The organism is Pseudomonas sp. MHK4 (genome assembly GCF_054600775.1).
This window is the reverse complement of the sequence record NZ_BAAIAK010000004.1, coordinates 455,581-473,810: the sequence shown is the minus strand read 5'-3', so window position 1 is coordinate 473,810 and position 18,230 is coordinate 455,581. Positions and strand designations below refer to the sequence as shown.

The 18,230-nt window shown below is 60.5% G+C and carries 14 protein-coding genes; 13 read left to right on the top strand and 1 reads right to left on the bottom strand.

The features are described from left to right. Positions 1–28: 28 nt before the first annotated feature. Together ACYP2Q_RS14000 and ACYP2Q_RS13995 are read left to right on the top strand one after the other, a co-directional pair. On the top strand, positions 29–2,146 hold the full coding sequence (locus tag ACYP2Q_RS14000) for a TonB-dependent copper receptor (RefSeq protein ID WP_459730996.1): 2,118 nt from the start codon (positions 29–31) through the stop codon (positions 2,144–2,146). Positions 2,147–2,246: 100 nt separating this feature from the next. Further along, complete coding sequence (locus ACYP2Q_RS13995; protein ID WP_459730995.1) at positions 2,247–3,623, top strand: PepSY-associated TM helix domain-containing protein; 1,377 nt, start codon at positions 2,247–2,249, stop codon at positions 3,621–3,623. 704 nt (positions 3,624–4,327) lie between these two features. Here ACYP2Q_RS13995 and ACYP2Q_RS13990 read toward each other — a convergent pair. Next, on the bottom strand, positions 4,328–7,642 hold the full coding sequence (locus ACYP2Q_RS13990; RefSeq protein WP_459730994.1) for a hypothetical protein: 3,315 nt from the start codon (positions 7,640–7,642) through the stop codon (positions 4,328–4,330). 295 nt (positions 7,643–7,937) lie between these two features. On the opposite strand from ACYP2Q_RS13990, the gene urtA reads away from it, so the two are divergent. The 11 genes from urtA (at position 7,938) to ureC (ending at position 18,209) form a co-directional block, all read left to right on the top strand. Next, positions 7,938–9,203 carry an urea ABC transporter substrate-binding protein gene (urtA, locus tag ACYP2Q_RS13985; protein ID WP_459730993.1) on the top strand — a complete coding sequence of 422 codons (1,266 nt, stop codon included), beginning with the start codon at positions 7,938–7,940 and terminating at the stop codon, positions 9,201–9,203. A gap of 165 nt (positions 9,204–9,368) precedes the next feature. Next, entirely contained in the window at positions 9,369–10,871 is a 1,503-nt protein-coding gene (gene urtB, locus ACYP2Q_RS13980) for an urea ABC transporter permease subunit UrtB (protein ID WP_459730991.1), read from the top strand. After that, complete coding sequence (gene urtC / locus ACYP2Q_RS13975; RefSeq protein ID WP_046819719.1) at positions 10,871–11,950, top strand: urea ABC transporter permease subunit UrtC; 1,080 nt, start codon at positions 10,871–10,873, stop codon at positions 11,948–11,950. The genes urtB and urtC overlap by 1 nt, the downstream gene beginning before the upstream one ends. Further along, the gene (gene urtD / locus ACYP2Q_RS13970; protein WP_459730990.1) at positions 11,947–12,816 is read left to right on the top strand and encodes an urea ABC transporter ATP-binding protein UrtD; all 870 of its coding nucleotides are present in this window, start codon (positions 11,947–11,949) and stop codon (positions 12,814–12,816) included. Before urtC ends, urtD begins: the two co-directional genes overlap by 4 nt. Before the next feature lie 130 nt (positions 12,817–12,946). Next, the gene (gene urtE, locus ACYP2Q_RS13965; protein ID WP_459730989.1) at positions 12,947–13,645 is read left to right on the top strand and encodes an urea ABC transporter ATP-binding subunit UrtE; all 699 of its coding nucleotides are present in this window, start codon (positions 12,947–12,949) and stop codon (positions 13,643–13,645) included. Between the two features lie 30 nt (positions 13,646–13,675). Next, on the top strand, positions 13,676–14,515 hold the full coding sequence (locus ACYP2Q_RS13960; RefSeq protein ID WP_459730988.1) for an urease accessory protein UreD: 840 nt from the start codon (positions 13,676–13,678) through the stop codon (positions 14,513–14,515). Between the two features lie 138 nt (positions 14,516–14,653). Then, positions 14,654–14,956, top strand: coding sequence for an urease subunit gamma (ureA, locus tag ACYP2Q_RS13955; RefSeq protein ID WP_459730987.1), 303 nt, complete (start codon positions 14,654–14,656; stop codon positions 14,954–14,956). Between the two features lie 9 nt (positions 14,957–14,965). After that, on the top strand, positions 14,966–15,499 hold the full coding sequence (locus tag ACYP2Q_RS13950) for an N-acetyltransferase family protein (RefSeq protein WP_459730986.1): 534 nt from the start codon (positions 14,966–14,968) through the stop codon (positions 15,497–15,499). A gap of 5 nt (positions 15,500–15,504) precedes the next feature. Next, entirely contained in the window at positions 15,505–16,038 is a 534-nt protein-coding gene (locus ACYP2Q_RS13945; RefSeq protein ID WP_459730985.1) for a GNAT family N-acetyltransferase, read from the top strand. Further along, positions 16,038–16,343: an urease subunit beta gene (locus tag ACYP2Q_RS13940; RefSeq protein ID WP_008146494.1), complete on the top strand. Its 306-nt coding sequence runs from the start codon at positions 16,038–16,040 to the stop codon at positions 16,341–16,343. Before ACYP2Q_RS13945 ends, ACYP2Q_RS13940 begins: the two co-directional genes overlap by 1 nt. 165 nt (positions 16,344–16,508) lie before the next feature. Next, positions 16,509–18,209: an urease subunit alpha gene (gene ureC / locus ACYP2Q_RS13935; protein WP_459730984.1), complete on the top strand. Its 1,701-nt coding sequence runs from the start codon at positions 16,509–16,511 to the stop codon at positions 18,207–18,209. Positions 18,210–18,230: the final 21 nt, after the last annotated feature.

Sequence of the window (18,230 nt, the reverse complement as noted above, 5' to 3'; positions counted from 1 at the left end):
CGTTTACGACTGTTCGATGGAAATTGTCATGTCCAGGTTTGCTGCTGTCCCCTGCTTGAGCGCTGCCCAAGCCTCCTTTGCCCTGAACGAACCCAGTGTTCGATTCAGGCATGCCACCGCCATCCTGTGCGGTGCCTTGCTGGCGCCCTCCGCGCTGGCCGATGAACACGCAGGCTATAGTGAAGAGCTGAGCCCGACGGTCATTACCGCCATTGCTCCAAGTTCACCACTGACCATCGTCACTAATCCCAAGGACCCGCGCCAACCCGTGCCGGCCAGCGACGGTTCGGATTATCTGAAAACCATTCCGGGTTTCGCCCAAGTGCGCAATGGCGGCACCAACGGTGACCCGGTGTTGCGCGGCATGTTCGGCTCGCGCCTGAACATCCTCACCAACGGCGGCATGATGCTCGGCGCCTGTCCTGGTCGAATGGACGCACCGACCTCGTACATCTCCCCACAAACCTACGACAAACTGACCGTCATCAAAGGCCCGCAGACCGTGCTCTGGGGACCGGGGGCTTCGGCCGGTACCATCCTGTTCGATCGCGAGCCGGAAAGTTTCGGCGAACTCGGCACGCGGGTGAACGCCAGTGTGCTGGCCGGCTCCAACGGTCGATTTGACAAATTGGTGGACGCGGCCGCCGGTGGGCCATTGGGCTACGTGCGGGTAATCGGCAACACCGCCCAGGCCGACGACTACAAGGATGGCAACAACGACACCGTGGCATCGCGTTATGACAAATGGAACGGCGACGTCGCTCTCGGCTGGACCCCGGACGCCGATACCCTGCTGGAACTGACCGCCGGCAAGGGTGACGGCGAGGCGCGTTACGCTGGACGCGGCATGGATGGTTCGCAGTTCAAGCGCGAGAGCCTCGGCCTGCGCTTCGAGAAGTCCAACATCGGCGACGTGCTGGAAAAGCTCGAGGCGCAGGTTTACTACAACTACGCCGACCATGTGATGGACAACTACACCCTGCGCACGCCGTCCGGCACCGGGATGATGGCCGGCCCCATGGCGTCCAACGTCGACCGCCGTACGCTCGGCGCGCGAGTCAAGGCCACTTGGCGCTGGGCCGATGTGCAGTTGATCAGCGGCATTGACGCGCAGACCAACGAACACCGCCAACGCAGCGCCATGGGCATCGACACTTACAAGGACCTGCCGTACACCAAGGATGCCGACTTCCACAACTACGGGGCGTTCAGCGAGCTGACCTGGTACGCCGCCGAGCGCGATCGACTCATCACCGGCGCACGCCTGGACCGCGCATCGGCCAAGGATTTTCGGCAAACCATCGGCTCGGGGATGATGACCCGCCCCAACCCCACCGCCGACGACACCCGTGCCGATACGCTGCCCAGTGGTTTTATCCGCTACGAACACGACCTGGCCGACAGCCCGACCACGCTGTATGCGGGACTGGGCCATACCCAGCGATTCCCGGATTACTGGGAATTGTTTTCGCCCAATTCCGGCCCCGCCGGATCAGTGAATGCCTTCGATTCGATCAAGCCCGAGAAAACCACCCAGCTCGACTTCGGCCTGCAATACAAGACCGAAGACCTCGATGCCTGGGCTTCGGCTTACATCGGCCAGGTGCGTGATTACATCCTGTTCAATTACACGCCCGGGATGATGGGGATGACCTCGCAAGCCGAGAACGTCGACGCGCGAATCATGGGTGGTGAGCTGGGTGCGGCCTACAACTTCACCGAACACTGGAAAGCCGACGCCACCCTGGCCTACGCCTGGGGCAAAAACAGCAGCGATGGCAGTGCATTGCCGCAAATGCCGCCGCTGGATGCCCGCTTCGGCTTGACCTACAGCGAAGACAACTGGAGCGCCGGCGCACTGTGGAGAGTGGTTGCCGCGCAAAACCGCATCGACCAGAACAAAGGCAACGTGGTCGGCAAGGACTTCGACAAGACCCCGGGTTTTGGCGTGTTCTCGCTCAATGGCGCCTATCGGATCAACCAGCACTGGAGGGTTAGCAGCGGCATCGACAACTTGTTCGGCAAGGCCTACGCCGAACACTTGAACCTGGCCGGCAACGCCGGTTTCGGCTACCCGGCCAATGACCCGCAAGCCATCAAGGAACCGGGGCGTACGCTCTGGACGAAGATCGATATGAGTTTCTAACAACAAAAGTCAAAAGATCGCAGGCTCCCGCAGGAGCTGTCGAGTGAAACGAGGCTGCGATCTTTTACAGACAATTGATTCGCCAAGCGGAGCACAACCGATGAAACAGCCCAAAGTGAATTTCTACAACCTGGCCTGGCGCTGGCATTTTTATGCCGGATTGTTCGTTGCGCCATTCATGGTGATGCTGGCCCTGACCGGCACCATTTACCTGTTCAAGCCGCAACTCGACTCGCTGATGTACAGCAGCCTGCTCAACGTCCCGGCAGGTCACCATACCGTTCCAGCGGACGACCTGCTCAAGCGGGTAAAAGACGCGTACCCACAAGGCACGATCAAACAGTACCTGCCGCCGGTCAACGCCGAGCGCAGCGCCCAGTTTGTCGTGCTCAACGGCGGTAACGAACTGAACGTGTTCGTCGACCCGTACCACGGCGACATCCTCGGCGAGCAAGACGCCAAGAAAAACCTGCAAGCGATCGCGCGAGCGATTCACGGCGAGCTGATGATCGGCACCGTCGGCGACCGCCTGGTGGAACTGGCCGCGGGTTGGGGGGTGGTGCTGGTGGTGTCCGGGGTGTTCCTGTGGTGGCCACGCGGTCAAGCCGCGGGAATTCTCTGGCCACGCCTGAGCAGTCGAGGCCGGGTGTTGTGGCGTGACCTGCACGCCGTCACCGGATTCTGGGGCGCTTCGTTACTGCTGGTGATGCTGCTCAGCGGTATGACCTGGACCGGCTTCTGGGGGCAGCAATACGCCGCCGTCTGGAATGTCTTTCCAGCGGCGATGTGGGACAACGTGCCCAAGTCCGACGTAGAAGCGCGCAGTCTTAACAGTGCCACCCGCCAGACCGTGCCGTGGGCCATGGAAAATACGCCGATGCCGATGTCAGGTGACCACGCCGAACACATGGCCCACGGTGGTGCGCAAGCAGGCCCGGCCGCGCCGACCATCAGCCTGCAGGACGTGCAGAACATTGCCATGCAACGCAAGGTCGAGCCGGGTTACAGCATCACCTTCCCGACCACGGCCACCGGCGTGTTCACCATTGCCGTGTTCGCCGATGACCCACGCAACGACGCCACCCTGCATGTCGATCAATACACCGGCGACGTCCTCGCCGACGTCCGCTACGAGCACTACGGTGCCGTCGCCCGCGCCACGGAAATCGGCGTGATGCTGCACGAAGGCAAGATGTTCGGCACGCTCAACCAGATCATCGTGTTGCTGATCTGCCTGATGATTTTGCTCAGTGCGATCAGCGGCGTAGTGATCTGGTGGAAGCGTCGCCCCCAAGGCAGGCTCGGTGTCCCACCGCTGCGTCACGACCTGCCGAAATGGAAAACCGCGATGGTGATCATGTTCGCCCTGGCGGTGGCGTTTCCGTTGGTGGGGGCTTCACTGGTGGTGGTGTGGGCGCTCGATAAGCTGCTGTTGGCACGCCTCAACCGGCAAACTGAACCCGACTCGGCTGCTTGAGCAATACCTGAACAAGCAACAACCCTGAGCGCAAAACCCCTTCAGCGTCAGTCGCTGAAGGGGTGTTTTTGGCTAGCGGTCTTTGAGCCACCTGCGCACAGGGGTAGCACAACTACGGTTCAGAGTGCCGGCGGCCTGCTCTTGCTCATTCCTTGCAATAACTTCGACGAGACCTGGCCACGGGGTCTCCAGAATCCATCAGGCTCCAGAATGTAGAACGCTTCGCGCAATTCCGTTGGAGGGATAAAACTGCGAGACACCGGATCACTCGGCAACTCCTCAGGCTGTCGGTCTGGAGCGCATAGATAAAGCCCCTGTACCGCATACCCGGTCGGTAGCTGTCCCCTCGGAAAAAACCGCTCGAATGAAAACTTCAAGTCATCGCCAATGACCCACCGGGGCCAGGTATCCGAGAAGCTGCGGCTGCCAGTGCATAAAAGCGACCGCCCTCATGTTGAAGAATCGCCCCGCCGTATTCCTTGTCCCTCTTATTGCCAATGGCCTCATGTGCAAGCAACGCCGCATCATCCGCACTAATGAAAGGCGGGCTTAGTGCAGGTAGTTCGACTGCCACATTGGGTACACGCTTTACGCGATGCAATACGTTATCCATGAATTGATCATCCGTGAGCTTGGAAAGTCCTTTAACGTTTCCTCAAAACAGAATTTGGGAAACAGCACATCCCCCGACTTCAAATCGAGTGTTACAGTTCATCCCGAGTGGGCTTGTCGGTCTTAGCCGAAGCTTGTTCGCGTTCGATCCTCCACAGAATTCCGAGACGGCCGGCCTGCATCCAGTCAGATGCGGCCCTCAGGACTTTCAGAATCCCGATGTCCGCCAGCCTGGAAATGAACTGATCGGCAGCCAGCGCCGGTTCGGTGAGCAACAGGGCCTTCTCGGCCGGACTGTAGGCCGGCACGTATGTGAACAAAGCCCCACCGCGGGTCGAGAAATAGTAGGCCTTGATGTCAAACCCCTTGGCCTTCAAGGCATGCGTGTGTGCCATCACCTGGTTTGGCGGCGGAAAGTTCAGATCACTGGCTGTCCAAATGGGATCCTGCGGCGAGATCAACTGGTGGCCTGCCATCAGCTTGTAACCGTCAGGAAATCCTGGCGCCTTGTTTCTGCCATTGGTTGAGGCATCACTGGCGGTGCGGAAGATCCGCTTGATGGCCTCATGGGGCGAAGCGGGATCGACGATGGGCTCCAGTGCAACGTAGGAGTTGGCATTGGCACCCGTCAGAATCGCACTGGCGTGCGAGCTCCTGTCGCCGGAGACGGTTCCTGCTCGCCTGTGTGCAAAATACGCCGCATCATCCGGATGATGGAACACCGGCCCAAGCGGCAACTCGGGTTTGAGTGTCCAGAGTTCATCAGCGGAGCGGGCAGGCATTCGTGGTTGCCAGTCCTGCCCCACAGGCCCTGCACAAGACCAGTAGGCACTGGTCACCAGAACCTCCAGCTCTCCAGCGGCGGCCATGCGTCGAATGTAGTTGCTCACCGTGAACAGGCCCCGGCTGACGGCGTCCCAGTCACGTCGCGCCTGCTCAAGCGTCGCAAACGGGTTTGGCCGAAACTCGACCTGACCATGTTCATCCAGTGTGTAGCTCGGCTCAAAGGCGCTGAGCCTCAACCGTAGCAAGGCACCGTCGGCGCAAGAAAAATAAATCGGCCTGTATCCCTGAGAGTTCTTGACACTGTTGCGGGCCAGACTCACATCCATGGGCGAAAAGAAGTGGCGATAGTCTTCGTCCGGCAGGCCCTGCGGCGTCTGCTCAGCGCACAGGATGATCGCGCTGTCGACGTAGCGGTACGGCAGCACATCGGGAAAGACCCGGTCATAAGCCAGCCGCGAACCCTGCTCCGCAACGGGCAGGGTTGAGACGTAGGTACCATCCCGGACCTTTCTGAGAATGAAGCCGAAGCTCAGCTCGGACCGACTGCCCGCCTGTTCATGGGCCAGACGTGCGGCATCCTTTTCTCGAATGCAAACGGGTGTGTAAGCCGGCGCCGTCAATGCCCGAGGGTAATCTTGCGCGACCGCTTGCTCAGGATAGGGTTCGAACTCCGCCACCGTACGTGGCGCCCCCCACAGTTGGCTACCTACGACCACTTGCAACTCGCCCGCTTTCGCCAGCTTTTTCATCAAGTCCGTCGGCGTCAGGGCCCGCGAATAAATCTGCTCCTTTATCCACGCGCCCCTAAGATCACGAGGTGGTATGTACGTATTGCTGAGAACAATGCCCAGGTCGGCCCTGAATCTATCCCAGGGACCGGGGCGATAACGTGTTATCGACCCGTCTGGCGCAAACAGGTACTCATCGTATGTCTTTACACCAAGCAAGAAGGCCGAATAAACAACGTCGATTGAGAGCATGTTGCGGTAGAGCGCTTTGTCGACCGTTGACATGAGGACCGACAGCGCTCGGGCATTGCGTGAGCGGTAACGCGCGATAATGGTACACCCTGTGGGGAACTGTCCGAGTCTGACGGCATCGTCCGGGAAAACCCGCTCGATATCAAAATTCTCCTGGGCGATCGCAACAGGCTCGGTGGCGACGTAAAAGCCGTCAGCACGCACGAGAATCAAGCCACCATACGCTTCTGCGCGGCCCCACCGCACTTGGGAGCGAGCATAAACGGCAGCATCATTGGCGGTCAGGAAAACCGGACCAAGCGTACGCCGCTCCAGGTTCAGGCTCGGCATCCAATAGCGGTCGATCAGACCTATTCGGTCCCAACACAGGCTGGTGCGCATCACGCGCAACTGTCCGCTGTTGGCAACGACCCTGACATAGCCGGTTGACGTCAACTTGCCGCTGGCCACATTGTTGACGACCTCCGGGTAGTTCAGGGTCGGGTCGTCATCGTCGAACAGTTTGGTGCCTTCGCGAGCGTCATACTTGAGCAAGGCGCCATCCTGGGTCGCTGCATAGAGCGACAGGCTGCAATCAGGCTTGGTGACGAGACGCCGATGCTTTTTCATGTCATCGACGGCCAACACCAAGTCCCTGGGCGCAACGAAGTGTTGCGACAGCCATTGACTGGACGCATCCACCCCACGCTTGACCCGTTGGCGCATGTAGAAATAGGAACAGAGTTCGAAGGCCTCGGGAAAGATACGACCGGAGGGTTTCCTGGAGTCGCCGAACAGGCCGCGTTTCGAGAAAAGCTTGTAGATCCCGTCGCCGACGGGGATCAGTTCGGTGGCAATGTACTCGTCCTTGCCTTTCTGCTTGAGGATGAATCCGAACAAGGTTCGCTCCTCATCGCTCAATCCCGACTCTCGGGAGTGGCGGTCCAGCGCCGCCGCCTCGGCCGACGGGAAGACCGCACCGAACGACACCCGCTGCGGGATGTGGCGCTCCCATGGAGCTGGCGCGACAGTCGCCGTAACTTTACCCCGAGGTCGCCACCGACCGTTGCTGACGATGACCTGCAAATCGCCAGCGGCTGCGGTTTCGACCACGAGCTGTTCGGGTTTCGCAGCGCCCGTGCCGAGACCCAAGGCAAGGGTTCCAGGTTGAAGCGCGGTGCCCAGTAAAGCCTGCAGGCTTGACGAACCTGCCCCACTCGGTGTGAAGCCGATCAAACTGTCCTCGGCCCCGGACAGGTAGATCGGCACTTTACCGACAAGACTGAAATGCAGCTCCTCGACGCTGAACATCATCAGGCTCGCCAGCATTTCATCAGTAGTGCGATTGAGGTGCGCTAGTGTTTCGGGTTCCAGTGTCGACATTCCAGGATGGGAATAAAAGCGACTGTGAAGGCTATGTTTGTCGGGTAATTCCTGAAAAACAGCACGTGGGGCTGACGCTTGCTCAGTCAGCTCGGACAACACAAAACGTTGATCATCACGTTGAAGTATATAAGCGAAGAACCTGTGATCACGTCGTCGACCGACCTGCTCATGGCCAAACAGGGCTGCATCCTCGGCCGACAGGAATACCCTGTCCAATATTTGCAGCTTCTGTGAAACCGGACTTATCACAACGGGTTGTGGTGATTGGTCATCCATGACGCGGCGCTCCCTTGAGTTAGTAGGCAACCACTATCGCGCCAACGTTTACGCCAATGGCGGTACATAGTTATTGCCCATGCCTGGCGCCTGACATGTGCCGGGCACCACATGAGCGCATCGTCATGCCCGCACGCGGTTTTTATGCTCGTTCACGGTGCAGCCAATACACAGCCAGCAACATTCGCCCCTTCAGCCCGTGTGTTTTGGCCCCTCGGCACAGCCCTTGCTAAAGCCCCTTCAGTAGTCCGCATCTGCCACCCAGAAAATTCATAAAGTTCATGGAGATCGCACAATGAAGCGTCGCAGCTTGATCAAGGCTTTCACACTCACGGCAAGCATTGCCGCGATGGGCATGACCTGGACTGTCCAGGCCGCCGAGACCATCAAGGTCGGGATTCTGCATTCGTTGTCCGGGACCATGGCGATCTCCGAGACATCATTGAAAGACATGGCGCTGATGACCATCGACGAGATCAACGCCAAGGGCGGTGTAAACGGCAAGATGCTCGAACCGGTGGTGGTGGACCCGGCGTCGAACTGGCCATTGTTCGCCGAGAAAGGCCGGCAGCTGCTGACCCAGGACAAGGTCGCCGTGGTGTTCGGATGCTGGACCTCGGTGTCGCGTAAATCGGTGTTGCCGGTGTTCGAAGAACTCAATGGCCTGCTGTTCTACCCGGTGCAGTACGAAGGCGAGGAGATGTCGCCGAACGTGTTCTACACCGGCGCCGCGCCGAACCAGCAAGCAATCCCGGCCGTTGAATACCTGATGAGCGAAGAAGGTGGCGGCGCCAAGCGCTACTTCCTGCTGGGCACCGACTACGTCTACCCGCGCACCACCAACAAGATCCTGCGTTCGTTCTTGCACTCCAAAGGCGTGGCGGATAAAGACATCGAAGAGGTCTACACGCCGTTTGGTCACAGCGACTACCAGACCATCGTCGCCAACATCAAGAAGTTCTCGGCCGGCGGCAAGACTGCGGTCATCTCCACCGTCAACGGCGACTCCAACGTGCCGTTCTACAAGGAGCTGGCGAACCAGGGTCTGAAAGCCACCGACGTGCCGGTCGTGGCGTTCTCGGTGGGTGAAGAGGAACTGCGCGGCATCGATACCAAGCCACTGGTGGGCAATCTTGCGGCGTGGAACTACTTCGAGTCGGTGGAGAACCCTGCCAACAAGCAGTTCGTGGCCGACTGGAAAGCCTACGCGAAGAAACACAACCTGCCGGGTGCCGACAAAGCGGTGACCAACGACCCGATGGAAGCCACTTACGTCGGCATCCACATGTGGGCGCAAGCGGCAGAAAAAGCCAAGTCCACCGACGTCGACAAAGTCCGCGAAGCTTTGGGCGGCCAGACTTTTGCCGCACCGTCCGGCTACACCCTGACCATGGACAAGACCAACCACCACCTGCACAAGCCGGTGATGATCGGCGAGATCCAGGCCGACGGGCAGTTCAACGTCGTCTGGCAGACCGAAGGACCGATCCGCGCCCAGCCGTGGAGCCCGTTCATCCCCGGCAACGACAAGAAGCCGGAATATGCGGTGAAGAGCAACTAAGCCACTGGATGTCGGGCCTGAAACACGTTGTTCATGCCCGACACAACACCTGTAGGAGCTGGCTTGCCAGCGATGGCATCACCTCGGTACATCAAATACACCGAGGCGCGCTCATCGCTGGCAAGCCAGCTCCTACAGGGTCCGCGCATGACCAGGACGTTTGACATGCCCACCGCCCTTTACCGCTTCATCCTTGCCATCGCACTTTTGCTGCCGATGGCCTCGCACGCCAATGACGCCGAAGACTTCGTCGCCGCCAATCCCGTGCAGCAAGCCAGACTGCTGGAAGCCTGGGCTGCGCAGCCCGATCCAGCCCGTATCGAACTGATCAGCGCCCTTCAACAAGGCGAATTGACCGTCGATGGCCAACCGAAAACCTTGCGCCTGAACAACCGCCTGCGGGGTCTGATCGATACCGCACTGGCCAGTCATCAGTTACTCGCTACCGACGCCAAAATCCGTCTGGCGGCAGCGCAGCAATTGCAGAAAAGTGCCAAGCCGGCACAGTTGAAATTCCTCGACCAGCAATTGGCAGGCGAGAAAGACGAGAGTGTTCACGCCGCCCTCAGCCTGACCCTGGCCAATCTGCAACTGGTCGACAGCGATCCGGCCGTACGACTCGCCGCCATCCGTTTGCTCGGCGAAACCGGCGATCCGCTGGCCCGCACCCGCCTGGAAAATCTGCTTGCGCCGGGCGTTGAAACCGACGCGAATGTGCGCACCGCCGCCGAAACCAGCCTCGCCCAGGTCAAACGCAAACTGCTGGTCGGCGAACTCCTCGGCCAGGCCTTCAGCGGCATGTCGCTGGGTTCGATCCTGCTGCTCGCCGCCCTGGGACTGGCGATCACTTTCGGCCTGCTCGGCGTGATCAACATGGCCCATGGCGAGATGCTGATGCTCGGCGCCTACTCGACCTACGTGGTGCAGTTGATGTTCCAACGCCTCGCCCCCCAGGCCATCGAGTTCTACCCGCTGATCGCATTGCCGGTGGCGTTTTTTGTCACCGCCGGGATCGGCATGGCGCTGGAGCGCACGGTGATTCGCCACCTCTACGGCCGCCCGCTGGAAACCCTGCTCGCCACCTGGGGCATCAGCCTGATGCTGATCCAGGTGGTGCGCCTGGTGTTCGGCGCGCAGAACGTCGAGGTCGCCAACCCGGCGTGGCTGTCGGGCGGGATACAGGTGCTGCCCAACCTCGTGCTGCCGTACAACCGCATCGTGATCATCGCGTTCGCCCTGTTCGTGGTGGTGCTGACCTGGCTGCTGCTGAACAGGACGCGCCTGGGCCTGAACGTGCGTGCCGTCACCCAGAATCGCAACATGGCGGCCTGCTGCGGCGTGCCCACCGGGCGCGTCGATATGCTCGCCTTCGGCCTCGGCTCGGGCATTGCCGGCCTCGGTGGCGTGGCTCTCAGCCAGATCGGCAACGTCGGCCCGGACCTCGGCCAGAGCTACATCATCGACTCGTTCCTGGTGGTGGTATTAGGTGGTGTCGGGCAACTGGCCGGTAGCGTATTGGCTGCGTTCGGCTTAGGCATCGCCAACAAGATTCTTGAACCGCAAATCGGTGCCGTGCTCGGCAAGATCCTCATCCTCGCGCTGATCATTCTGTTCATCCAGAAACGTCCGCAAGGCGTCTTCGCACTGAAAGGACGGGTGATCGACTGATGAACCAGCCCCTGCTCGTTACCGCGACACAAAAAGCCGGCCCGAAAGTCACGATTGCCGTTGGCGCGGTGATCCTCGTTCTGCTCCTGGCGTTGCCGCTGCTCTCGCTGTTGCCAGCCGACAGTGCGCTGCACGTCTCCGCCTACACGCTGACCCTGGTGGGCAAGATCCTGTGCTACGCCATCGTTGCCCTGGCGCTGGACCTGGTCTGGGGTTACGCCGGCCTGTTGTCCCTGGGCCACGGCCTGTTTTTCGCCCTCGGCGGTTATGCCATGGGCATGTACCTGATGCGCCAGGCCTCGGGCGATGGCTTGCCGGCCTTCATGACGTTCCTGTCGTGGAGCGAATTGCCCTGGTACTGGACCGGCACCAGCAGCTTTCTCTGGGCCATGTGTCTTGTTGTATTAGCGCCGGGATTGCTTGCGCTGGTGTTCGGCTTCTTCGCTTTCCGCTCCCGGATCAAGGGCGTGTATTTCTCGATCATGACCCAGGCCCTCACCTTCGCCGGCATGCTCTTGTTCTTCCGCAACGAAACCGGGTTTGGCGGCAACAACGGCTTCACCAACTTCCGCACGATTCTCGGCTTTGGCATCACCGAACCTGGCACCCGTGCGGTGCTGTTTTTTGCCACGGTGCTGTTGTTGGTGGCGAGCCTGTACATCGGCTGGCGCCTGGCGCAGAGCAAGTTTGGCCGAGTGCTGACCGCCCTGCGCGACGCGGAAAACCGTTTGATGTTCTGCGGCTACGACCCGCGGGGATTCAAGCTGTTCGTGTGGGTGTTGAGCGCAGTGTTGTGCGGCCTGGCCGGTGCGTTGTACGTGCCGCAAGTGGGCATCATCAACCCGAGTGAAATGTCGCCGACCAACTCGATCGAAGCAGCTGTATGGGTCGCCCTCGGTGGTCGTGGCACGCTGATCGGCCCGTTGCTTGGCGCGGGCGTGGTCAATGGCATGAAGAGCTGGTTCACCGTGGCCTTCCCGGAATACTGGCTGTTCTTCCTCGGTGCGCTGTTCATCGTCGTGACCCTGTACCTGCCCAAGGGCGTGATCGGCTTGCTGAAAAAAAGAGGTGAACAATGAGAGTCACTGCGACCGCTGAATTCATGCTCGAACCGGCCTTTTTTCCCGTGGAGCCAAACAAGGACGCCGGCACCAGCCGCGATGTCATCGGCCTCGGCCAGCGCGCAGGCAAAGGCCTGAACACCCGCCATGGCACCATCCTGACCCTGGAAGACGTCAGCGTCAGCTTCGATGGCTTCAAGGCGTTGAACGACTTGAACCTGTACATCGGCGTCGGCGAATTGCGCTGCATCATCGGCCCCAACGGCGCGGGCAAGACCACGCTGATGGACGTGATCACCGGCAAGACCCGCCCCAGTCACGGCAAGGCCTGGTTCGGCGAAACCCTGGACCTGACGCAAATGAGCGAAGTGCAGATTGCCCAGGCCGGCATTGGCCGCAAGTTCCAGAAACCGACCGTGTTCGAAGCCCTGAGTGTGTTCGAAAACCTGGAGCTGGCGCAGAAAACCGACAAGTCGGTGTGGGCCAGTTTGCGGGCGCGCTTGAGCGGCGAGCAGAAAGACCGTATCGCCCAGGTGCTCGACACCATTCGCCTGACCGCTTCGGTCAATCGCCCCGCTGGTTTGCTGTCCCACGGCCAGAAACAGTTTCTGGAAATCGGCATGCTATTGATGCAAGACCCGCAACTGCTGCTGCTCGACGAACCGGTGGCCGGCATGACCGACGCCGAAACCGAATTCACCGCCGAACTGTTCAAGACCTTGGCCGGCAAGCATTCGCTGATGGTGGTGGAACACGACATGGGGTTCGTCGGTTCGATCGCCGACCACGTCACCGTGTTGCACCAAGGCAGTGTGCTGGCCGAAGGCTCGCTGGAACAGGTGCAGGAAAATGAACGGGTGATCGACGTGTATCTCGGTCGCTGAGTGCTCTGTGTAGGAGCGAGCTTGCTCGCGATGGACGTTAACGATAACGCGTTGTTTCTGAATGAACGTGTCGCCCCAAGGTTCTTCGCGAGCAAGCTCGCTCCTACAGGGGATTGAGGAGAATTGAAGAATGCTGCAAGTCGACAAATTGCACCAATACTACGGCGGTAGCCACATCCTGCGCGGCCTGACGTTTGACGTGAAGGTCGGCGAAGTCACCTGCCTGCTCGGTCGAAATGGCGTGGGCAAGACCACCCTGCTCAAGTGCCTGATGGGCCTGCTGCCGGCCAAGGAGGGCGTGGTGAATTGGGAGGGTAAGCCGATCACCACGTTCAAGCCGCACCAGCGGGTGCATGCCGGCATCGCCTACGTGCCGCAGGGCCGGGAAATCTTCGGTCGCCTGACCGTAGAGGAAAACCTGCTGATGGGTCTGTCGCGCTTCCCCGGTTCCGAAGCCAGGGAAGTCCCGGCGTTCATCTACGAACTGTTTCCGGTGCTGTTGCAAATGAAGCAACGGCGCGGCGGTGACTTGTCCGGCGGCCAGCAGCAGCAATTGGCGATTGGCCGAGCGTTGGCCAGCCGTCCACGCCTGCTGATTCTCGACGAGCCCACCGAAGGTATCCAGCCGTCGGTGATCAAGGAAATCGGCGCAGTGATCAAGAAGCTCGCCGCCCGTGGTGACATGGCCATTCTGCTGGTAGAGCAGTTCTACGACTTCGCCGCCGAACTGGCCGATCAATACCTGGTGATGTCCCGCGGTGAGATCGTGCAACAGGGCCGCGGAGAAAACATGGAAGCCGAAGGTGTACGCGGCCTGGTAACGATCTAATCTGGGGCCTCCTGACGATAATCAGAAACTATGAATCTACCTCTTCCTACTGCCCTGTTTACCCCGAGCTGGCATGCCGAGCTGGAGCTGGGCTACGCCCGATTTGGCGAGAGCACGCGCCCGGTTCAGCGACGGCACAAAGGCCCGCTGCGGGTGCAGAAGCACTTGTATGCCGAAGGGCCCGAGGTGTGCCAGCACATTATCGTGCATCCGCCTGGCGGGATTGCGGGCGGTGACCGGCTGGACATCAGCGCCAGCGTCGGCTACGCGGCGTGGGCGCAAATAACCAGCCCCGGCGCGGCCAAGTGGTATCGCGCCAAAGGGCCGGCTTATCAGACACTCGACCTGAAAGTGGCCCACGGCGCGACATTGGAATGGTTGCCGCAAGAGACGATCATCTTCAGCGACGCCCGGGCCGAGCTCAGCACGTCCATTGATTTGCAAGGTGATGCGCGGCTGTTCTATTGGGATGTGGTGGCGCTGGGTCGCCCGGCCAGTGGCGAGCGTTTCGATCTCGGGCATTTCCAGGCGCAACTGGATATCCGCCGCGACGGCCAGTTGCTCTGGTACGAACGCCAGCGCATTGTTGGCGGTGATGGCTTGCTCGATTCGCCGATCGGGTTGGATGGGCAACCGGTGTTTGCGACCCTGCTGGTGACCGGGGAAATCGATAGCGATCTGCTGGAGCGTTGCCGTTCGCTGCCCCATTCCGTGCGCGGGGATCTGACGCAATTGCCGGGGCTCTTAGTCGCACGTTGTCTGGCCAGTGAGGCCCTGTTGGCAAGGGGTTGGCTGATTGATTTATGGCGACTACTCCGGCCGGCACTGCTCGGTCGCGAAGCCGTCCCACCCAGAATATGGAGCACCTGAACACCGCTCCCCCTGTAGGAGCTGGCTTGCCAGCGAAGGCGTACTCAATGACGCCAAAAAGCTTCGCTGGCAAGCCAGCTCCTACAGGTGATGTATTTACAGATCCGATTTTTTAATCTGCCCAGATGGATTCCAACGATGGACCTGACCCCACGTGAAAAAGACAAGCTGCTGATCTTCACCGCCGGCCTCGTTGCCGAGCGGCGTTTGGCCCGCGGCGTGAAACTCAATTACCCGGAGGCCATGGCCTACATTTGCGCGGCGCTGCTTGAAGGCGCCCGTGACGGCCAGACCGTGGCCGAGCTGATGCACTTTGGCACCACTCTGCTCTGCCGCGAACAAGTGATGGAAGGCATCCCGGAAATGATCCCGGAGATCCAGGTGGAAGCCACCTTCCCCGACGGAACCAAACTGGTCACCGTCCACCAACCCATCGCCTGAGGACGCGCCATGACTTATCACATCCGCGATGCGGTGCATGCCGATCTGCCGGCGATCCGCGACATCTACAACGATGCAGTGCTCAATACCACGGCAATCTGGAACGAACAGGCCGTGGACCTCGGCAACCGCCAGGCCTGGTTCAGCGCTCGGCAATCCCAGGGTTATCCGATCCTGGTGATCGTCGACGGCGAGAACAGTGTGCTGGGCTACGCTTCGTTTGGTGACTGGCGACCGTTCGATGGTTTCCGCCACACCGTCGAACACTCGGTCTATGTGCGCAGCGACCAGCGCGGTAATGGTCTGGGCCCACGATTGATGGACGTGCTGATCGAGCGCGCCAGGCTCTGCGACAAACATGTGATGGTCGCCGCCATCGAAAGCGGCAATGCCGCCTCCATTCGTCTGCATGAACGCGTCGGGTTCAAAACCACCGGTCAAATGCCGCAGGTCGGTACCAAGTTCGGTCGCTGGCTGGACCTGACCTTCATGCAACTGACGCTCAATCCTGGCGCCGAACCGCCGCCCGCCAACAAGGAGTAACGCTGATGAACGCCGCTCAACTGCGACGCGTCAACATTGAAAGCTTTGCGCACTATCGTCAGGGTTTGATCGATTTGCTGCTCGACGCCGTCGGCTATGGCGCCAGTGTCGGCTTCATGGCGAATCTGGACGCGACGCAGGCCCGCGCCTATTTCGATGAAGTTCAAGAAAACCTGGACAAGGGCAACGTACTGCTGTGGGTGGTGGTCAAGGACGAGCAGGTACAGGCCAGCGTACAACTGACCCTGTGCCAGAAAGCCAATGGCCTGAACCGCGCCGAAGTGCAGAAACTGCTGGTGCGCGAGCACGCCAGGCGCCGTGGCCTGGGTCAGCAATTGATGAGTGCACTGGAGCAGGCCGCCCTGCAGCACAAGCGCGGCATGCTCTACCTCGATACCGAGGCCGGCTCCCCTGCCGAGGATTTCTACAAGGCCCTGGGTTACACCCGCGTCGGCGAAATCCCCGACTACGCCTGCGACCCGAGCGGCCGCTACAAGCCAACCGCCCTCTACTACAAGATTCTCCAGGGAGCCCATTGATGATTCCCGGTGAATACCAGATCCAGCCCGGCGACATCGAACTCAACGTCGGCCGCCGTACGGTCAGCTTGAAGGTGGCCAACAGCGGCGACCGGCCGATCCAGGTCGGCTCGCACTACCACTTTTTCGAGACCAACGACGCCCTGACCTTCGACCGCGCCGCCAGCCGCGGCATGCGCCTGAACATTCCCGCCGGCACCGCCGTGCGCTTCGAGCCGGGGCAGAGCCGTGAGGTCGAGCTTGTTGACCTGGCCGGGCATCGCCGGGTGTTCGGGTTTGCCGGGCGGATCATGGGCGACCTATAAATCATGTAGTGCCTGCACCGGCCCCTTCGCTGGCAAGCCAGCTCCTACAAGGGATCGTATTTCACCGGTATTTCCGTGGTGGAATGCCAATTGCAGGAGCTGGCTTGCCAGCGATAGCGAGTAATGCGAGCGGTCTCGAAAACCATTGAATCCCGAGTCAACCCCATGAAAATTTCAAAACAGGCCTACGCCGACATGTTCGGCCCCACCGTCGGTGACAAGGTCCGCCTGGCCGACACCGAGCTATGGGTCGAAGTGGAAAAGGACTTCACCACCTACGGCGAAGAAGTGAAATTCGGCGGCGGTAAAGTCATCCGCGACGGTCAGGGTCAAAGCCAGCTATTGGCCGCCGATGTCGTCGATACGCTGATCACCAACGCGCTGATCATCGACCACTGGGGCATCGTCAAGGCGGACGTCGGCCTCAAGGACGGGCGCATCGCAAGCATCGGCAAGGCGGGCAATCCGGATGTGCAGCCGAACGTGACCATCGCCATCGGCGCCAGCACCGAAGTGATCGCCGGTGAAGGCATGATCCTCACCGCCGGCGGCATCGACACACACATTCACTTCATCTGCCCGCAGCAGATCGAAGAAGCCTTGATGAGCGGCGTCACCACAATGATCGGTGGCGGCACCGGCCCGGCCACCGGCACCAACGCGACCACCTGCACTTCGGGGCCATGGCACCTGGCGCGCATGCTCCAGGCTGCCGATGCCTTCCCGATGAACATCGGACTGACCGGCAAGGGCAACGCCAGCCTGCCCGAACCCTTGATCGAGCAGGTCAAGGCCGGTGCCATCGGACTCAAGCTCCACGAAGACTGGGGCACCACGCCAGCGAGTATCGACAACTGCCTGAGCGTCGCGGACCAATACGATGTCCAGGTGGCGATCCACACCGACACCCTCAACGAGTCGGGCTTCGTCGAAACCACCCTCGCCGCGTTCAAGGGCCGTACCATCCACACCTACCACACCGAAGGTGCGGGCGGCGGGCACGCGCCGGACATTATCAAGGCCTGCGGTTTTGCCAACGTGCTGCCCAGTTCCACCAACCCGACCCGGCCGTTCACCCGCAATACCATCGACGAACACCTCGACATGCTGATGGTCTGCCACCACCTGGACCCGAGCATTGCCGAAGATGTGGCCTTCGCCGAAAGCCGCATTCGCCGCGAAACAATCGCCGCCGAAGACATCCTGCATGACCTGGGCGCGTTCTCGATGATCAGCTCAGACAGCCAGGCCATGGGCCGCGTCGGCGAAGTCATCACCCGCACCTGGCAGACCGCCGACAAGATGAAAAAACAGCGCGGTGCGCTACCGGGTGATGGCGACGGCAACGACAACTTCCGCGCCAAGCGCTACATCGCCAAATACACCATCAACCCGGCGATCACCCACGGTATCAGTCACGAAGTGGGTTCGGTCGAAGTCGGTAAATGGGCGGATCTGGTGCTGTGGCGTCCGGCATTCTTTGGCGTGAAGCCGACGCTGATCCTCAAGGGTGGCGCCATCGCGGCCAGCCTGATGGGCGATGCCAACGCGTCGATCCCGACGCCGCAACCGGTGCATTACCGCCCGATGTTTGCCAGCTACGGTGGTTCTCTGCATGCAACCAGCCTGACCTTTATCAGCCAGGCGGCGCAGGAGGGCGGTCTTCCTGAAACCCTGGGCTTGAAGAAGAAAATCGCCGTGGTCAAAGGTTGTCGCCAAGTGCAGAAAACCGACCTGATCCACAACGACTATATGCCGGACATCGAGGTCGACCCGCAGACCTATCAGGTCAAGGCTGACGGCGTTTTGCTGTGGTGTGAACCGGCGGATGTGTTGCCGATGGCGCAGCGGTATTTTTTGTTCTGACACAGCAAAAACCCCGAATGC

Coding starts and splice junctions, on each gene's coding strand:
- ACYP2Q_RS14000 (WP_459730996.1), top strand. CDS start 29: ATGTCCAGGTTTGCTGCTGTCCCCTGCTTGAGCGCTGCCCAAGCCTCC.
- ACYP2Q_RS13995 (WP_459730995.1), top strand. CDS start 2,247: ATGAAACAGCCCAAAGTGAATTTCTACAACCTGGCCTGGCGCTGGCAT.
- ACYP2Q_RS13990 (WP_459730994.1), bottom strand. CDS start 7,642: ATGGATGACCAATCACCACAACCCGTTGTGATAAGTCCGGTTTCACAG.
- urtA (WP_459730993.1), top strand. CDS start 7,938: ATGAAGCGTCGCAGCTTGATCAAGGCTTTCACACTCACGGCAAGCATT.
- urtB (WP_459730991.1), top strand. CDS start 9,369: ATGCCCACCGCCCTTTACCGCTTCATCCTTGCCATCGCACTTTTGCTG.
- urtC (WP_046819719.1), top strand. CDS start 10,871: ATGAACCAGCCCCTGCTCGTTACCGCGACACAAAAAGCCGGCCCGAAA.
- urtD (WP_459730990.1), top strand. CDS start 11,947: ATGAGAGTCACTGCGACCGCTGAATTCATGCTCGAACCGGCCTTTTTT.
- urtE (WP_459730989.1), top strand. CDS start 12,947: ATGCTGCAAGTCGACAAATTGCACCAATACTACGGCGGTAGCCACATC.
- ACYP2Q_RS13960 (WP_459730988.1), top strand. CDS start 13,676: ATGAATCTACCTCTTCCTACTGCCCTGTTTACCCCGAGCTGGCATGCC.
- ureA (WP_459730987.1), top strand. CDS start 14,654: ATGGACCTGACCCCACGTGAAAAAGACAAGCTGCTGATCTTCACCGCC.
- ACYP2Q_RS13950 (WP_459730986.1), top strand. CDS start 14,966: ATGACTTATCACATCCGCGATGCGGTGCATGCCGATCTGCCGGCGATC.
- ACYP2Q_RS13945 (WP_459730985.1), top strand. CDS start 15,505: ATGAACGCCGCTCAACTGCGACGCGTCAACATTGAAAGCTTTGCGCAC.
- ACYP2Q_RS13940 (WP_008146494.1), top strand. CDS start 16,038: ATGATTCCCGGTGAATACCAGATCCAGCCCGGCGACATCGAACTCAAC.
- ureC (WP_459730984.1), top strand. CDS start 16,509: ATGAAAATTTCAAAACAGGCCTACGCCGACATGTTCGGCCCCACCGTC.